The organism is Aquibium sp. ELW1220, from assembly GCF_030398385.1.
Classification (GTDB): domain Bacteria; phylum Pseudomonadota; class Alphaproteobacteria; order Rhizobiales; family Rhizobiaceae; genus Aquibium.
This window is the reverse complement of the sequence record NZ_JAOAOQ010000006.1, coordinates 93,795-110,930: the sequence shown is the minus strand read 5'-3', so window position 1 is coordinate 110,930 and position 17,136 is coordinate 93,795. Positions and strand designations below refer to the sequence as shown.

The 17,136-nt window shown below is 66.4% G+C and carries 16 protein-coding genes; 12 read left to right on the top strand and 4 right to left on the bottom strand.

Going from position 1 to position 17,136, the window contains the following annotated elements:
- Positions 1–60 precede the first annotated feature (60 nt).
- Complete coding sequence (locus N1F91_RS07910; protein ID WP_289991276.1) at positions 61–3,141, bottom strand: efflux RND transporter permease subunit; 3,081 nt, start codon at positions 3,139–3,141, stop codon at positions 61–63.
- The gene (locus tag N1F91_RS07905) at positions 3,138–4,259 is read right to left on the bottom strand and encodes an efflux RND transporter periplasmic adaptor subunit (RefSeq protein ID WP_289991275.1); all 1,122 of its coding nucleotides are present in this window, start codon (positions 4,257–4,259) and stop codon (positions 3,138–3,140) included. The genes N1F91_RS07910 and N1F91_RS07905 overlap by 4 nt, the downstream gene beginning before the upstream one ends.
- Here N1F91_RS07905 and N1F91_RS07900 point away from each other — a divergent pair.
- The 4 genes from N1F91_RS07900 (at position 4,252) to N1F91_RS07885 (ending at position 7,763) form a co-directional block, all read left to right on the top strand.
- The gene (locus N1F91_RS07900; protein WP_354670528.1) at positions 4,252–4,929 is read left to right on the top strand and encodes a TetR/AcrR family transcriptional regulator; all 678 of its coding nucleotides are present in this window, start codon (positions 4,252–4,254) and stop codon (positions 4,927–4,929) included. The genes N1F91_RS07905 and N1F91_RS07900 overlap by 8 nt on opposite strands.
- A gap of 87 nt (positions 4,930–5,016) precedes the next feature.
- On the top strand, positions 5,017–6,324 hold the full coding sequence (gene ispG, locus N1F91_RS07895; protein ID WP_289991273.1) for a flavodoxin-dependent (E)-4-hydroxy-3-methylbut-2-enyl-diphosphate synthase: 1,308 nt from the start codon (positions 5,017–5,019) through the stop codon (positions 6,322–6,324).
- Between the two features lie 3 nt (positions 6,325–6,327).
- Positions 6,328–7,191 (top strand): transglycosylase SLT domain-containing protein, encoded by an 864-nt coding sequence (locus N1F91_RS07890; protein ID WP_289991272.1) that lies wholly within the window; start codon positions 6,328–6,330, stop codon positions 7,189–7,191.
- Positions 7,192–7,226: 35 nt separating this feature from the next.
- Positions 7,227–7,763: a chloramphenicol phosphotransferase gene (locus N1F91_RS07885; protein ID WP_289991271.1), complete on the top strand. Its 537-nt coding sequence runs from the start codon at positions 7,227–7,229 to the stop codon at positions 7,761–7,763.
- Between the two features lie 5 nt (positions 7,764–7,768).
- Here the strand turns inward: N1F91_RS07885 and N1F91_RS07880 are convergent, their stop codons facing one another.
- Positions 7,769–8,647, bottom strand: a complete 879-nt coding sequence (locus tag N1F91_RS07880; protein ID WP_289991270.1) for a polyprenyl synthetase family protein — start codon at positions 8,645–8,647, stop codon at positions 7,769–7,771.
- Positions 8,648–8,896: 249 nt separating this feature from the next.
- Between N1F91_RS07880 and N1F91_RS07875 the strand changes: the two genes are divergently transcribed.
- The 6 genes from N1F91_RS07875 (at position 8,897) to N1F91_RS07850 (ending at position 14,084) form a co-directional block, all read left to right on the top strand.
- Complete coding sequence (locus N1F91_RS07875; RefSeq protein WP_289991469.1) at positions 8,897–9,559, top strand: transglycosylase domain-containing protein; 663 nt, start codon at positions 8,897–8,899, stop codon at positions 9,557–9,559.
- Positions 9,560–9,716: 157 nt separating this feature from the next.
- Positions 9,717–9,899 (top strand): 50S ribosomal protein L32, encoded by a 183-nt coding sequence (gene rpmF, locus N1F91_RS07870; protein WP_047147461.1) that lies wholly within the window; start codon positions 9,717–9,719, stop codon positions 9,897–9,899.
- A gap of 212 nt (positions 9,900–10,111) precedes the next feature.
- Positions 10,112–11,122, top strand: a complete 1,011-nt coding sequence (locus N1F91_RS07865) for an ATP-binding cassette domain-containing protein (RefSeq protein WP_289991268.1) — start codon at positions 10,112–10,114, stop codon at positions 11,120–11,122.
- On the top strand, positions 11,119–11,925 hold the full coding sequence (locus N1F91_RS07860; protein ID WP_289991267.1) for an ABC transporter permease: 807 nt from the start codon (positions 11,119–11,121) through the stop codon (positions 11,923–11,925). Before N1F91_RS07865 ends, N1F91_RS07860 begins: the two co-directional genes overlap by 4 nt.
- Before the next feature lie 136 nt (positions 11,926–12,061).
- On the top strand, positions 12,062–12,466 hold the full coding sequence (locus tag N1F91_RS07855) for a hypothetical protein (protein WP_289991468.1): 405 nt from the start codon (positions 12,062–12,064) through the stop codon (positions 12,464–12,466).
- A gap of 28 nt (positions 12,467–12,494) precedes the next feature.
- Positions 12,495–14,084, top strand: coding sequence for a gamma-glutamyltransferase family protein (locus tag N1F91_RS07850; protein WP_289991265.1), 1,590 nt, complete (start codon positions 12,495–12,497; stop codon positions 14,082–14,084).
- A gap of 44 nt (positions 14,085–14,128) precedes the next feature.
- On the opposite strand, the gene phaR is transcribed toward N1F91_RS07850, so the two are convergent.
- Positions 14,129–14,737 (bottom strand): polyhydroxyalkanoate synthesis repressor PhaR, encoded by a 609-nt coding sequence (gene phaR / locus N1F91_RS07845; RefSeq protein WP_289991264.1) that lies wholly within the window; start codon positions 14,735–14,737, stop codon positions 14,129–14,131.
- A 307-nt stretch (positions 14,738–15,044) separates the two neighbouring features.
- Here phaR and N1F91_RS07840 point away from each other — a divergent pair, with 307 nt between their 5' ends.
- On the top strand, positions 15,045–16,232 hold the full coding sequence (locus N1F91_RS07840) for an acetyl-CoA C-acetyltransferase (RefSeq protein ID WP_289991263.1): 1,188 nt from the start codon (positions 15,045–15,047) through the stop codon (positions 16,230–16,232).
- 118 nt (positions 16,233–16,350) lie between these two features.
- A complete protein-coding gene (gene phbB / locus N1F91_RS07835; protein ID WP_289991261.1) occupies positions 16,351–17,073 on the top strand; it encodes an acetoacetyl-CoA reductase in 723 nt (240 codons plus the stop codon).
- Positions 17,074–17,136: the final 63 nt, after the last annotated feature.

Below are 17,136 nucleotides of genomic sequence, written 5' to 3'. Positions count from 1 at the left end.
AAAAGATAGACCGCCCCGAAGGGCGGTCCAAGTCGTTGCGCAAACCGGATTCGAGAACGGCTACTCCGCCGGGACGGCCGCCGGCTCGAAGTTCGGGCTCTCCGGCTCGGGCGGCAGGTCGCGTGCTGCCAGGAAGGTGTAGAACATCGGTACCACGAACAGCGTGAACATGGTGCCGACGATCAGTCCGGCGAAGATCACGATGCCCATCGCCGAACGCGCGGCGGCGCCGGCGCCCGAGGCGACGATCAGCGGCACCACGCCGAGGGCCATGGCGGCGGTCGTCATCAGGATCGGGCGCAGGCGCACCTTGGCCGAGGCGATGATGGCCGCATGCCGGTCGTAGCCATGCGCATGGCGTTGCTGGTTGGCGAACTCCACCAGCAGGATGCCGTGCTTGGTGATGAGACCGACGAGGGTGATGAGGCCGACCTGCGTGTAGATGTTCAGCGTCCCGAGGCCCAGGTTGAGCGGCAGGATCGCGCCGAAGATCGACAGCGGCACCGACATCAGGATGATCAGCGGATCGCGGAAGCTCTCGAACTGGGCCGCAAGCACGAGGTAGATCACCACGACGGCGAGGGCGAAGGCGATGGCGATCGTGTTGCCCTGCTGGCTCTCCAGGCGCGACTGGCCCGAATAGTCGATGAAGAAGCCGTCCGGCAGCAGCGGCCTGGCGATCTCCTCGATGGTGGCGAGACCGTCGCCGCTCGAGACCGTGGGCAGGGGCAGGGCAGAGATGGTCGCCGCGTTGAGCTGGTTGAACTGCTCGATCGAGGCGGGCGAGGCATTGGTCGAGACCGAGACGACGGCCGACAGTGGCACCATGTCGCCGGAAACGGAGCGGATGAAGAACTCGCCCAGCCGCTCCGGATTGTTTCGGAAGGCTTCCGGCACCTGCATGATGATGTCGTAGCTGTTGGAGTCGCGGTCGAACTGGGCAACAGACCCCCCACCGACGAGCAGCGCCAGGGTCGTTCCGATGTCGCTGATCGGCAGGGAGAGCGCTGCGGCGCGGTCGCGGTCGATGGTGACCGTGACCTGCGGCGCGTCGAAGGCGAGCGAGTTCTGAACAACGATGAAGCGGCCGGACTTCTGCGCCTCGAGACGGATCTGCTCGGCGACCTCATAGACACGCGAGGCGTCGCCGGTCGAGCGGATCACGACCGAGATGGGCAGACCGCCACCGGTTCCCGGCAGCGACGGGGGAGCGAAGACCAGCGCCTGGACGCCGGCCACCTTGGCGAGGCGCGCCTGAAGGTCGGCCTGAACCTGCTTCTGCGATCTATCGCGCTCGGACCAGTCCTTCAGCGCCCAGACCGAGAAGGCGGAATTCGTCTGGCCCCCCGAGCCGGCGATCGAGAAGTTCGCATCGACCTCGGGTATCTCGCTGGTCAGAGCGCGGATCTGGTCGATGTAGAGCTGCGTGTACTCCGTCGTGGCATAACGCGGTGCCGTGATGAGGGCGAACAGCGCGCCGGAATCCTCCTCGGGCGCCAGTTCGGTCGTGGTGTTGAAGAACATGAAGCCCGAAACGCCGACCAGCGACAGGACGACCAGCAGCGTGACCGGTCGGTACTTCAGCGAGCCGGTCACCCAGCGCTCGTAACCATTGGCGAAACGATCGAAGAAGCGGTCGATCGCCTTCTGGAAACGGCTGTGGTTGCCGGCCTTGAGGATGCGCGCCGACATCATCGGCGTGATCGTCAGGGCGACGACGCCGGAAATGATCACAGCTCCGGCGAGCGTGAAGGCGAACTCGCGAAACAGCGAGCCGGTGAGGCCGCCGATGAACATCAGCGGTGCGAAGACGGCGGCGAGCGTGATGGTCATGGCAACCACCGAGGAGGTGATCTCCGCCATGCCCTTGTAGGCCGCCTGAAGCGGTGAGAGGCCTTCCTCGATGTGGCGGTGAATGTTCTCCACCACCACGATCGCATCGTCGACCACGAGGCCGATCGCCAGCACCATCGCCAGCAGGGAGAGCAGATTGATGGAGTAGCCCATCATGTAGAGGAGGAAGCAGACGCCGATGAGCGACAGCGGGATCGTCACGACCGGCATCAGCACGGAACGGAACGAGCCCAGGAAGAGCAGGATGACGACGATGACGATCGCAACGGCTTCGCCGATGGTCTTGAAGACCTCCTCGATCGACGCGCTGATGGTCTCCGTGGAGTCGTAGACCAGTTCGATCGACATGCCGTCGGGCAGGCTGGCGCGGATGTCGGGGAGCTCTTCGATGACGCCGGCCGAGGTGTCGAGCGGGTTGGCGGACGGCGTCGGGAAGATTCCGACGAAGGTGCCTTCCTGGCCGTTGAAGCGGACGACCGTATCCTCGCTCTCGGCTGCCAGCTGGACATTGGCGACGTCGATGAGGCGAACGATGCCGTCTTCATCGGACTTGAGCGGCAACTGGCCGAATGCATCGGGATCCTGAAGCGTGGACGCAACCGTGATCGAATTGGCCACGAAGGTGTTCTTGGTCTTGCCCGGTGCGGAGAGGAAGTTCGAGGCGCGGATGGCCGCCAGCACCTCGGCCGCGGTCAGGCCGCGCGACGCGAGCTTCACCGGATCGATCCAGACGCGCATGGAGAATTCCTTGGCGCCGAGCACCTGCACCTCGGCGACGCCTTCGATGGTCGACATGCGGGGGCGAATGACGCGCTTGATATACTCGGTCAGCTGCTCGGCCGTCATGTTCGGGTTCTGCATCGCCAGGTACATGATGGCGAACTGCTGGCCGGTGCCCTTGACGATGATCGGGTCGTCGGCATCGGACGGCAATTGGCCCCGCACCTGGTTGACCTTGGCGATCACTTCCGTGAGGGCGGCGTCGGGATCGGCGCCGAGCTGCATCTGCACGGTGACGACCGAGGCGGAAGGCCGGCTCTGCGAGGTGACGTAGTCGATGTTCTCGGTCGTCGAGACAGATGCCGAGATGGGGGCGGTGATGAAGCCCTGGATCAGGTCGGCGCTGGCGCCGGCATAGGTGGTGGTGACGGTGATGACCGTCTCCTCGACCTTCGGATACTGCCGGACCGACAGGCCGAAGATGCCCTGGATCCCGAGGAGCAGGATGAGGAATGCGAGGACCGTCGAAAGGACCGGCCGGCGGATGAAGATGTTGGAGAAGCTCATTTCGACACCGCTTCTCCCGCGGCCACTGCCTGCGGCTGGACCGTGTTGTCGATGATGACGGGCGAGCCGTTGTTGAGGCGGTTCTGTCCGGCGGTGACGACGATATCGCCTCCCGCGAGGCCGTCGGTGATCTCGACCCGGCCATCCGACCGCCGGCCCGTCTTGACGAAGACCTGCCGGGCGACGAGGCCCTCGGCGCCCTCACCTTCGGCGGGACGCACGACATAGGCATAGTCGCCGTAGAGGCTGGTCACGACCGCGGTCTGCGGTACGGCGATGACGTCCGTCTCCTCCGGCAGCTGGATGCGCACCTGGACGAACTGGCCCGGAGCAAGCTTCCCGTCGGGATTGGAGATTTCGGCCCGGATCAGGACGAGGCGGGTCGCCGCGTCGACCTTCGGCTCGATGCCGACGATCTCGCCGGTAAAGGGCATTTCATTGTCGGTGACGCCGAAACGGACCGGCTGGCCGATGCTGACCAGGGCGAGGCTCTGTTCGGGAACGGAGAAGTCGGCCCGCAGGACGTCGAGATTCTGCAACGTGGCCACGGTCGTGCCCGGCGCCAGGTACTGGCCGACGTCGATCCGAGGAATGCCGAGCGTGCCGGCGAAGGGCGCGACGAGCCGTTTCTGCTCGAGAACCGCTTCGAGCTTCTCCACCTGTGCCGCCGATGCCGTGGCCGATGCCTGTGCCTGCTCGACGGTCGTCTCGGAACCAACCCCGCGCTTCTGCAGTTCCTGGGCGCGAACAAGGTTCTGGACGTCGAGTGCCGCCTGGGCGCGCTGGGCCGAAAGCTCTGCCCGCTGCTGGGTATCGTCCAGCTGGACGAGAAGGTCGCCTTCTTCGACGCGCTGGTTGGCCTCGAAACGGATCGCTTTGACGATGCCGGTCGTTTCCACCGACAGGTCGACACCGCGCGAGGCGCCGACCGTCCCGATCGCCTGGATTCCCGGGGTCCAGGTTATCGGCGTCACGTCCACCGTCGACACAGGCGACGGAGCCACCGGCCTGTTTGCGAAGAACTGGTTGATCGCATTCTCGCGGAAGATGTTGAAACCGACAACTCCGCCCACCACGATGGCGAGTAGAACGATGACTATGAGAAAACGCTTGATCACGAGTGGCTCCGCGCGTGTCGACCGACGAAAATGTATTGCTTGTCGGGGTTTAACCTGCAATTTTGCAGCTCTCGCTAACTGTACCGTCTGGACGGTAATGTCAATTGGCGAGGGCTTGGGGAGGTTCAACTTGGGCACACAAAAAGCAAATTCGCGTGAACGAATCCTTGAGGCCGCTGCGGAAGTGGCTCGAAACTCTGGCCCCGGCCACCTGTCGCTCGACGCCGTCGCGCAGCGGGCGGGCGTATCGAAGGGCGGGCTTCTCTACAATTTTCCCACCAAGGCGAAGCTAATGCAGGGGCTCGTCGAAAAGCATCTCGGCGAGATGGAGGCGGCACTCGACGAGGCTTCGTCGCGAGGCGAGCCGCTGCTGTCGGCGCTTCTGCACGTCATCGAGAACAATTCCGCGGAGGATCGCCCACCGGCGGCCTGGCTCTTCTCCGCGATTGCGGAAGATCCCAGTTTCCTCGAGCCGATCAACCGGTTCCGTGGAAGCCTGCTGAAACGGTTGCGCGCGCAAGGGGGAAATCTCGGCGACATCCTCATGGTCTTCATGGCCATGGAAGGCCTGCAGTGCATGAAGCTGTTCGATACCGATCTCCTGAGCCCGCAGGAGAGGTCCGTCCTGTTCGAGCGCGCGCATGCCATTGCCGACGGCCGGAGCGCGTGAACCGCGCACCGGAACCGAACGCAATCTTGACATGGCGTGGTGGGTCCGCCACCTGATGGCTGTCCCTTCCGGTCGAGGAGACCGCCCATGACGATTGCCGCCCCCTTTCCCGCCACCTCGATTTCGGCCGCCCGGCCGGTTCAGGAGACGGATCGCGCAGGTCCCGCGCCGCGCCGCGCGGCCGTCGGCGTCGACGTGGGCGGCGTGACCGTCGGTGGCGGGGCGGCGATCGTCGTGCAGTCGATGACCAACACGGATACGGCCGACGTCGATTCCACCGTTGCGCAGGTCGCGGCGCTGCATCGCGCCGGCTCCGAACTCGTCCGGATCACCGTCGACCGCGACGAATCGGCTGCCGCCGTGCCGCGGATCCGCGAGCGGCTGGAACGCCTGGGCATCTTCGTGCCGCTGATCGGCGATTTCCACTACATCGGCCACAAGTTGCTCGCCGATCACCCGGCCTGTGCCGAGGCGCTGGCGAAGTACCGCATCAATCCCGGCAATGTCGGCTTCAAGGACAAGAAGGACCGCCAGTTCGCCGCGATCGTGGAGACGGCGATCCGTCACGACAAGCCGGTGCGCATCGGCGTCAACTGGGGTTCGCTCGACCAGGAACTGCTTACCCGGCTGATGGACAACAACCAGGCGAAAGGCTTTCCGCTGACGGCGGACGCGGTGATGCGCGAGGCCATCGTGCAGTCGGCGCTGCTGTCGGCCGAACTCGCCGAGGAGATCGGCTTGCCGCGCGAGAAGATCATCCTCTCGGCCAAGGTCAGCCAGGTGCAGGACCTGATCGCGGTCTATGCCGATCTCGCGCGCCGGTCGGACCACGCGCTGCATCTGGGGCTCACCGAGGCGGGCATGGGTACCAAGGGCATCGTCGCGTCGTCGGCCGCCATGGGCATCCTGCTGCAGCAGGGCATCGGCGACACGATCCGCATCTCGCTGACGCCCGAGCCCGGCGGCGACCGCACCCGCGAGGTGCAGGTGGCGCAGGAACTGCTGCAGACGATGGGCTTCCGCCAGTTCGTGCCGATCGTCGCGGCCTGCCCCGGCTGCGGACGCACGACGTCGACCGTGTTCCAGGAACTCGCGGAGAACATCCAGGCCGACCTGCGCCGCAACATGCCGGTCTGGAAGACGCAGTATCCGGGCGTCGAGATGCTGAAGGTCGCGGTGATGGGCTGCATCGTCAACGGCCCGGGGGAATCGAAGCATGCCGACATCGGCATCTCGCTGCCCGGGACGGGAGAGACGCCGACGGCGCCGGTCTTCATCGACGGCCGGAAGGCTGCGACGCTGCGAGGGCCTGCGATCGCCGAGGACTTCCAGAAGATGGTGGCCGATTACATCGAGCAGCGCTTCGGCACCGGCCGGACGACGGCTTCGGAGTAGGCCATGGCCGATCGAAGAGGCCTGGCGCGGCTTCTTCCCGCCTGCCTCCTCGGTTTGGCGACCGCCGCGCAGGCGGTGCCGCCGCCCGTGCCGAAGGCGCGGCCCGTTACCGCAGCGCGCATCTGCGACCTGATCGCCAGCCACGCCGACCGCAACGGCCTCTCACGCGACTTCTTCGCGCGCCTGATCTGGAAGGAGAGCCGGTTCGATCCGAACGCCGTCAGCCCAGCGGGTGCGGAGGGCATCGCCCAGTTCATGCCGGGGACGGCGAGGATGCGCGGGCTTGACGACAGCTTCGACATCGACGAGGCAATCCCGGCCTCGGCGGCCTATCTCGCCGAACTCGTGGCGGGTTTCGGCAATCTCGGCCTTGCGGCGGCGGCCTACAATGCCGGCGAGAGCCGCGTCTCCCGCTGGATCTCGTCAGGCGGGTTCCTGCCGCTCGAGACCGAGAACTACGTGCTCGACATCCTCGGCGCTTCGGCCGACAGCTTCATCGGCCAGACAGGGGCGGGTGTCGTTCCGCCGCTCGCCGACGGCAAGGATTTCGACGAGGCCTGCGAGGCGCTGCCCGTGACCCGGACGGCGACGGTGCCGATGTCGAGGGTGCAGCTGAAGCCCTGGGGCGTGCAGCTTGCCGGCCATTTCCGACGCGACGTGGCCATCCGCCAGTACCAGCGCGTGAAGGGCCGGTTTCCCCGCCTGCTCGATGCCTACGAGCCTGTGGTGAGCCGCGTCCGCTCTCCCATCGGCCGGCGGGGCATCCACGCGGTGCGGATCGGCGTCGACGACCGCGCGAACGCCGACATCATCTGCCGGGCGTTGCGTGCGGCCGGTGGGTCGTGCATCGTCCTGCGCAACCGGTAGGATTGGGGTTGTGCATGGCGCACCGATCGACTGTCATGATCCTCAACGGGGTCGGAAGCGTCGGCAAGAGCTCGATTGCGCGCGCCCTGCAGGCCATTTCGCGGCACGCTCTGCTGCACGTGCAGATGGATGCCTTCCTCGACATGTTGCCCGAGCGGCTGCAGGACGACCCAGCCACGTTCCACTTCGTGAACGAAACGGAGGCCTCGGCTCCATCGGTGCGGATTGACGTCGGTCCGGTGGGCACGCGGCTCATGAGCGGCATGCGGGCGGCGATTGCGGCGCTGGCGGATGCGGGAAACAGCCTCGTCGTCGACGAGGTGATGCTTGGTAGCGAAGTGGGAGAGTACCGCCGCCTGCTCTCCGGTCATGCTTTGTACCTGGTGGGTGTCCATGCTCCGCTGGAGATCATCGAAGAACGCGAGCGGGTGCGCGGCGATCGAATGATCGGTCTCGCTCGTTGGCAGTTCGAAAAGGTCCATCGCGGCATCGCCTACGATATGGAGATCTCGTCGGCCGACGAAACGGCCGCATCATGCGCGGTGCGCATCCGCGACGCGTTCGATCTCTGAGGCGGTCAGCTTTTCCGCTCGGCGACGAATCGCGCCGCAGCCCGCAGCATCGAGGCCGTCTCGCCGAAGGGCTCGAGCAGGTCCTCGGCCTGGGCGACGAGGCCATCGAGCTGCCGCCGCGTCCAGTCGACGCCGTGCAAGCCGGGCAGGGTGGCCTTGCCCGCGGCCGCGTCCTTGCCGGTGGCCTTGCCCATGGTGGCCGCATCGGAGGTCAGGTCGAGCAGGTCGTCGGCGAGCTGGAAGGCGAGGCCGACGGCTGAGCCGAACTCGGCCAGACGCGCCCGCTCGTCGGCATCGGCTCCGCCGACGATGGCGCCGGCCTCGCATGCGAAGCGGATCAGAGCGCCGGTCTTCATCGCCTGCAGCATCAGGATGCCGGCCTCGTCGGGCGCGTCGCGTTCCGCCGCGAGGTCGAGCATCTGTCCGCCGGCCATGCCGCCGAGGCCCGACGCGCGGGCGAGCGCAGTCACCAGCGCCACGCGGGCCGCCGGCGGCAATTCCGTTTCCTCGCTCGCCACGATGTCGAAGGCATAGGTGAGCAGGCTGTCGCCGGCCAGAATAGCGGTGGCCTCGTCGAAGGCCTTGTGCACGGTCGGCTCGCCGCGGCGCAGGTCGTCGTCGTCCATCGCCGGCAGGTCGTCGTGGATGAGCGAGTAGCAGTGGACGCATTCGAGCGCCGCGGCGACCCTGAGAGGCGCTTCGCCCTCGATCCCGAACAGCGCGGCGCTTTCCATCAGAAGGAAAGGCCGCAGCCGCTTGCCGCCGTTCAGCACGCCATGGCGCATCGCCTGCATCAGACGCTCCGGCCGCGTCACCTCGCGGTCGCGGGGCCGGCCATCGAGCAGAAAGCGCAGGCGCCGTTCCACGGCTTCGGCGTGGCTCATGCGCGCGGATTCGAAGAGGGCGAGGGCGTCGGCTTGCATGGCCCGAGCGATGGCTGCAATTTCATCCCCGGTCAAGCGCCCCGGCGCTTGCGCCGCGTTGCGGCGTTGCATGACCCGCCCGCAGGCTTTATTCAGCCTTCGAACGACCCGGTCAGGCTGGATTTGAACACACAAGACAACAGTCCCAAGGCCGCCAAGGGCCGTAGCGTGCGCCGGAAGGCGCGGAGTGGTCGCAGCCGTGCGAGCCTCGTGCTGCGGCGCGCCGGGCTGGTTCTCCTCACGCTGGTCCTGGCGCCCGTGGTGCTGACGCTGATCGGCCTGATGCCGTTCGTCCATCCGGTGTCGACGCTGATGGTCCGCGACTTCGTGACGCTCCGCGCCTTCGAGCGGCATTGGGTGGATATCGAGGACATCCAGCCGCTGCTCGTCCATTCCGTCATCATGTCCGAAGACGGGCAGTTCTGTGCGCATGGCGGCATCGACTGGGGTGCGCTGTCGTCGGTCATCGATGGCGCCCTCGCCGGTGAACCGACGCGTGGCGCATCCACCATCTCCATGCAGACGGTGAAGAACCTCTATCTCTGGCAGGGCCGCTCCTTCGTGCGCAAGGCGCTGGAGGTTCCGCTGGCGCTGGGTTTCGACCTGGTCGTCCCGAAACGACGGACCATGGAGATCTACCTCAACATCGTCGAATGGGCTCCCGGCATCTACGGCGCGGAGGCGGCCTCGCTGTATCATTTCGGCGTCTCGGCCGCAGACCTCTCCCGCCGCCAGGCGGCACTGCTGGCCGTCACGCTGCCCAATCCATACGAGCGGGATCCGGCCAAGCCGTCCCCCGGTCTCAGGCGCCTCGCGGACATCATCGAGAAGCGGGCCCGGCAGGCCGGAGGGCATGTCGACTGCGTCAAGTGAGGCTGTCCGGTCCGGCCGCGGCCAAAAAATTTGGGCCCTGCGGCTGGCCAAGCGGCGTATGAGCGTGTATAGGCACGCGACTTTCACAAGACGGCCTGTCGCCACGGCCCTTCTCCGAGGGCGCGACGGGCTTTTGACCGATGATGGAGCAGGTACTATGGCTGTCCCGAAAAGGAAAACCTCGCCGTCGAAGCGCGGCATGCGTCGCTCCGCCGACGCGCTCAAGGCCCCGACCTATGTCGAGGACAAGAATTCCGGCGAACTGCGCCGTCCGCACCACATCGACCTAAAGACGGGCATGTATCGCGGCCGCCAGGTCCTGGAGCCGAAGGAAGGCTGATCCGCCTCGCTTCCGACAACGTCTCGAGACCGGCTTGCGCCGGTCTTTTGCGTTTTGGTGGCGCGGATCGTGCGCGGGCACGCTGCGGGGATCCTGCCGCGAACTGTCAGCAGCCGTCCCTCTGGCCAGATGGCGGGCTGCGACAAAGCTGGTATGCGTGAGCCTGCCTGGCACGGTGACGGGACCGTCATCGCAACCGACGGATTCCCGCCATGAACGACCTACCGATCACCCCGGACAAGGCGGCCTCCGGCGCCGGCGTCGCGCTGGCCATTTCCGCCCGTGGCCTCGTCAAGAGCTATGGCGACGTCCGCGCCGTCGACGGCATCGACCTCGACGTTCCGCGCGGCATGATCTTCGCGATCCTCGGACCCAATGGCGCGGGCAAGACCACGCTGATGCGCATGCTGGCGACCCTGTCGCAGCCGGATGCCGGCACGGCCACGATCATGGGGCACGATCTCGTCACGACGCCGCACGCCGTGCGCGGCTCCATCGCCATGACGGGACAGTTCGCCTCGCTGGACGAAGACCTGACAGGTCGGGAGAATCTCGTGCTTCTCGCGCGGTTGTGGGGCTTTCGCGGCCGCGACGCCAGGGGGCGGGCCGACGATCTGCTTGCAGCGTTCGGCCTGTCGGACGCGGCGACGAAGCAGGTCAAGGACTATTCCGGCGGCATGCGGCGGAGGCTCGACATCGCTGCATCGCTGGTGGTGACGCCCGGCGTCCTCTTCCTCGACGAGCCGACCACGGGGCTCGACCCGAATGCCCGCAAGGACGTCTGGCGCATGATCCGGGAACTGGCGGGTTCGGGCGTGACGATCCTCCTCACGACCCAGTATCTGGAGGAAGCCGATCAGCTCGCGGCGCGTATCGCCGTCATCGACCACGGCCGCAAGATCGCCGAAGGCACCAGCCGCGAGCTGAAGGCGGCGACGGGCTCCGGCTTCCTCTATGTCGCGCTTGCCGACCCGGCACGGCTGGACGAAGCCGCAGTACTGCTCGAACGTCATCTCGGGCACAAGGTGCAGCGCAGCGCCGAGGGTGCGGAGCTTTCCATCATGGCCGGCACGACGCGGGCCGCAAGCGAGGCGCTTTCCGCCCTCGTCTCCGCCGGTCTCGAACCGGCCGACTTCTCGATGGGGCAGCCCAGCCTGGAGGCGGTCTTCTTCGCGTTGACAGGTCAGCCGAGAACCGGGGACGAACAGGGGAAACGGCAATGACGGAACCGACCTCCCTTGGCAAGCTGCCGCAGGCGGCCCGGCCCCGGCAACCCTCGGCGATCTCCAACGCGCTCGTCTTCGGCTGGCGCGCCGTGCTCAAGTTCAAGCATGTGCCGGAACAGCTCTTCGACCTGGTGATGACGCCGATCATGTTCACGCTGCTGTTCACATTCGTGTTCGGCGGCGCGCTCGCCGGCTCGCCCAGCGAGTACCTGCAGGTCTTCCTTCCGGGCATTCTCGTCCAGACCGTCGTGTTCAACGCGGTCTATTCCGGCATGGGCCTGTCGACGGATCTGGGCAAGGGGCTGTTCGACCGCTTCCGCTCGCTGCCGATCTGGCCGCTGGCCCCGTTCGCCGGCCTGATGGCGGGCGACGTGCTCCGCCACCTCATCGCCGCATCGATCATCCTGACGATCGGCCTGATCCTCGGCTACCGGCCGGAGTCCGGGCCGCTCGGCGTGCTGGCAGCCTTCGTCATGCTGGTCGCCATCGGTTTTGGCATGGGCTGGGTGTTCATCGTGCTTGGCTTCCTCGTCCGCACTCCGACCACGGTGATGACGATCGGCTTCACCTTCCTGTTTCCGCTCGTCTTCGCATCCAACATCATGGTCGATCCCGCGACCATGCCCGGCTGGCTGCGCGGTTTCGTGGACGTGAATCCGGTGTCGCTGATGACCACGGCCTTGCGCGGACTGATGGGTGGCGGCGCTACCCCTTCCGAGATCGGGCTGGCGTTGATTGCGCCGGCGGTGCTCACCGCCGTGCTGGCGCCGACGACGTTGTGGCTCTACCTGAGGCGATAGCCTCGCACGGGCGAGCGCTTCGTCGGGCCACATCGTCCATGCCACACGCTTCCTGATACGGGTTCATTTGACGGACCCGGCTTGACGCGGTCGCGCCACCGCGACAGTTTGCGCCACCGCATCAACCGGAAGCCGCATCATGGCGATCGTCCCGCTGCTCATCATCCCCTTCATCCTGTTCAATCTCGGCCTCACCGGCGTCATGGGAGGCGGGGCGACGGGGCCGTGGGGACAGGTGCTGTTCTCGATTCCGATGATGTCGGGCGGGTCCTTCGCCATGACGCTCGGCGACCTGATGGTCGTCATCGCGCTCTTCCTGCTCTTCTTCGAGATCATGAAGTCGACGCGCACCTCGAACGCGTCCGTGGTGGACCACCTGCTGTCGACGTTCGTTTTCGTCGCCTACCTCGTCGAGTTCCTGCTCGTCGAGCAGGCGGCGCATTCGGTGTTCTTCATTCTGATGGTCATCGCCTTCATCGACCTGATCGCCGGCTTCTCCGTCTCGATCCGGGCAGCGGGACGCGACGTCAGCTTCAACTGATCCCGTCGGCGAACCGATCGAGGGCTTCATGCGCAATTTCGACCTGCCGGGCCGCTCGCCGGTGATCGCCGAAAACGGCATGGCCGCGACGTCGCATCCGCTCGCCACGGCCACTGCGCTCTCGGTGTTGCGCGACGGCGGCAATGCCGTCGACGCCGCGATAGCCGCGAGCGCGGTGCTGGCCGTGGTCGAGCCGCACATGACCGGCATCGGCGGCGATTGCTTCGTCATCCTGGCCGAGCCGGACGGCACCGTGCACGGGCTGAACGGGTCGGGCCGGGCGGCCGCAGGCGCGCAGGCTGGCTGGTATCGCGCGCAGGGCTTTTCGAAGGTCCCGGCCTACGGGCCGCATGCGGTCACCGTGCCTGGTGCCGTCATGGCCTGGGAGGTCCTTGCGCAGCGCTTCGGCACGCGCGGCTTCGACGGGCTCTTCGCCGACGCGATCCGCTATGCGGAAGACGGCTTCGCCATCCACCCGCGCGTCGCTCGCGACTGGCCCAACCACGTCGCCGACCTCGCCGCCGACGAGGGCGGGCGCAGGCATTATCTGGTCGACGGGCAGGCGCCCGCAGCGTTTACGCGGATGAAGCTGCCTTCGCTCGCCCGCACGCTGCGCCGGATCGAGGCGGAAGGATCGCGGGCCTTCTACGAGGGCGCGATCGGGGCCGAGATGGCCTCGACGGTCCAGGCGAAGGGCGGCTTCCTCGATGAGGCCGACCTCGCAGCCGTCACCGCCGACTGGGTCGGCACGATCACCACCGACTATCGCGGCCAGACTGTCCACGAGATACCGCCGAGCGGGCAGGGGATCACGGCGCTGATCATCCTGAACCTGATGACCGAACTCGGTGCCGATCGGTTCGCCCCCGGCAGCGCGGAACGGCATCACCTGATGATCGAGGCGGCGCGGCTGGCCTATGCCGTGCGCGACCGGGAGGTCGCGGACCCGTCCGCCATGTCCGGTACGACCGGGCAGATCCTGTCGCCGGCCTTCACGCAGGCGCTTGCGAAGGGCTTCGATCCGGAAAGGCGCAACACCGCGCTGTCCCTGCCGCCCCTGCCGCATGCCGACACCGTCTATCTCACCGTGGTCGACCGCGACCGCCGCGCGGTCTCCTTCATCAACTCGATCTACTCGGGTTTCGGATCGCGGATCGTCACGCCCGAATCCGGCATCGTCCTGCAGAACCGCGGCGCCTGCTTCTCGCTCGTGGAGGGACATCCCAACGAAATCGGACCGTCCAAGCGGCCGATGCACACGATCATTCCAGGCCTCGCGACGAAGGACGGCCGCCCCTCGATCGCGTTCGGCGTGATGGGCGGCGCCTACCAGCCGATGGGCCATGCGCTGGTCCTGTCCAACATGCTCGACCACGGCATGGACCCGCAGGAGGCGATCGATCATCCGCGGCTCTTCTGGGGCGACGACGACCGGGTGCTGGAAGCGGAGACGGGTATTCCGCAGGCGGCTCGCGCCGAACTCGAGGCTAAAGGGCATGCCGTTCGCAGCGCCGCCGCACCGCTCGGCGGCAGCCAGATCATCGCCATCGATTACGAAAGCGGGTTTCTGGTCGGCGGCTCGGATCCGCGCAAGGATGGCTGCGCGGCGGGCTGGTAGAGGCGGTCTCGCCGTCGAGACGAAAGGCTGATCGGAAGGGCCGTTCAGCCCAGTTTGTCGATCTTGCGCTGCATGGCGGCGATCTGTTCCTTCAACTCGCGCAATTCCTCTCCGCTCTGGCCCGCCGGCGCCTTCGCAGGCTCGTCGGAAGCCGGCGTGGCAGCGCCGTTCTGCGGCGGGAAGGGCGTGAACATGCGCATCGCGTTCTGGAACAGCTCGACATTGCGCCGGGCCTGTTCCTCCAGCGCCTTGATCGGCGTCGCGACGTTCATCATCTCCATCGGCGTCCGGGGAAGCGCCGACTTCATCTGCTCGCGAAAGCGCTCCTGCTCCTTGGCGAAGGCGATCATCGACTGTTCGAGGAAGCTCGGCACGACCATCTGCATCTGGTCGCCGTAGAAGGAGATGAGCTGGCGGAGGAAGGAGACGGGCAGCATGTTCTGCCCTTCCTTGTTCTCCAGCTCGAAGATGATCTGCGTCAGGACCGGGTGGGTGATGTCGTCGCCGGACTTTGCGTCCTGAACGGTGAAGTTCTCGCCCTTCTTCACCATTTCGGCGAGATCCTCGAGCGTCACATAAGTCGATGTGCCGGTGTTGTAGAGGCGTCGGTTGGCATATTTCTTGATGACCACCGGATCGTCCTTGGATGCCACGCGACTCTCCCAGTTTTTGTCGAGATGGACCGGCCTGAGGACCGCCACACCCTGTCTGTCGGTCAGGATATGCGCAAAAGCCGGCCAAATGAAAGCGAATTGTGCAGTGCAGGAGCCCGGACGCCGGGCGCTCGACTGCGTGGTCGTCGCGCCATGGCGAATTCGGCCGCGGAGCCGGGCGCAATCATCGCCGCTTCCATTTCCGGTTTGACTCGGATCAACGAACGGGCAAGAAAAGTCGGGAATGTACGTGCTGGTCGGGCCTCGGTTCGAGCGGCCATCGTCTCATCCATCCAGGGAGTTTTCCATGTCCGCTTCACCGTCGATCGTCGTCGCCAGCGCGGCGCGAACCGCCGTCGGCTCCTTCAACGGCGCCTTCGCCAACACGACCGCCCACGACCTCGGCGCGATCGTCATCAAGGAAGTGCTGCAGCGGGCAGGGGTCGATGCCGCTGACGTGGACGAGGTGATCCTCGGCCAGGTGCTCACCGCCGGCCAGGGCCAGAACCCTGCCCGCCAGGCCGCGATCGCGGCCGGCCTGCCGAAGGAGACAACGGCCTGGGGTCTCAACCAGGTCTGCGGCTCCGGCCTGCGCACGATCGCCATCGGAATGCAGCAGATCGCCACCGGCGATGCGGGCATCATCGTGGCGGGCGGCCAGGAGTCCATGTCGCTGTCGCCGCACTGCGCCCATCTCAGGGCCGGCGTGAAGATGGGCGACTACAAGATGGTCGACACCATGATCAAGGACGGTCTCTGGGACGCCTTCAACGGCTATCACATGGGCACCACGGCCGAGAATGTCGCCAAGCAGTTCCAGATCACCCGCGACGCGCAGGACGCTTTCGCGCTGGCTTCGCAGAACAAGGCGGAAGCCGCGCAGAAGGCCGGCCGCTTCAGGGACGAGATCGTGCCCGTGACCATCAAGGGCCGCAAGGGCGACACGATCGTCGATCAGGACGAGTATATCCGGATCGGCGCGACGATGGACGCCATGCAGAAGCTGAAGCCTGCTTTCGACAAGGACGGCACGGTGACCGCCGCCAATGCGTCCGGGCTCAATGACGGCGCAGCCGCCGTTCTGCTCATGAGCGAGGCGGAGGCCGTGCGTCGCGGCATCGTGCCGCTCGCCCGCATCGTGTCGTGGGCGACTGCCGGGGTGGATCCGTCGATCATGGGCACGGGTCCGATCCCGGCGTCCAAGAAGGCGCTGGAAAAGGCCGGCTGGTCTGCCGCCGACCTCGATCTGGTCGAAGCCAACGAAGCCTTTGCGGCGCAGGCCTGCGCGGTCAACAAGGGGATGGGCTGGAACCCGGACATCGTCAACGTCAACGGCGGCGCCATCGCCATCGGCCATCCGATCGGCGCGTCCGGAGCGCGCATCTTCAACACGCTTGTGCACGAGATGAAGCGCCGCGGCGCGAAGAAGGGCCTGGCCACGCTGTGCATCGGCGGCGGCATGGGCGTCGCGATGTGCGTCGAGGCGATGAACTGAACGGGCGAATTGCGAATAGCGAATAGGGGAGAGACAAGGACGGATGCGGCCGGGGCGGCGTCCCCATTCGCCATTCGCCATTCCCTATTCGCCTTCTGAACAGAGGGAGGAGACCAGCATGGCAAGGACAGCACTCGTCACGGGAGGATCGCGCGGCATCGGCGCGGCCATTTCGGTGGCGCTCAAGGAAGCCGGTTACAACGTCGCCGCCAACTACGCCGGCAATGACGAGGCGGCGGCGAAGTTCTCCGCCGAAACCGGCATCAAGACCTACAAGTGGTCGGTGGCCGACTACGATGCCTGCGCGGCGGGCATCGCCCAGGTCGAGGCCGATCTCGGCCCGGTCGAGGTGCTGGTCAACAATGCCGGCATCACCCGCGACGCACCCTTCCACCGCATGACGCGCGAACAGTGGAACGACGTGATGCGGACCAATCTCGACGGCGTCTTCAACATGACGCATCCGCTCTGGAACGGCATGCGCGAGCGCAAGTTCGGCCGCATCGTCACCATCTCGTCGATCAACGGCCAGAAGGGGCAGTTCGCGCAGGCGAACTACTCGGCGGCCAAGGCGGGCGACCTTGGCTTCACCAAGGCACTGGCCCAGGAAGGCGCGCGCGCCGGCATCACGGTCAACGCGATCTGTCCCGGCTACATCGGGACGGACATGGTGATGGCGGTGCCCGAGAAGGTGCGCGAGAGCATCATCGCGCAGATCCCCGTCGGCCGACTTGGCGAGGCCGCCGAGATCGCGCGCTGCGTCGTCTTCCTCGTCTCCGACGATGCCGGCTTCATCACCGGTTCGACGATCACCGCCAATGGCGGCCAGTACTTCATCTGAAGTTGTCTCCGATGTCGGGCGGCCGGTTCGCGAGAGCGACCGGCCGCTTTTCTTTTTGCTTGA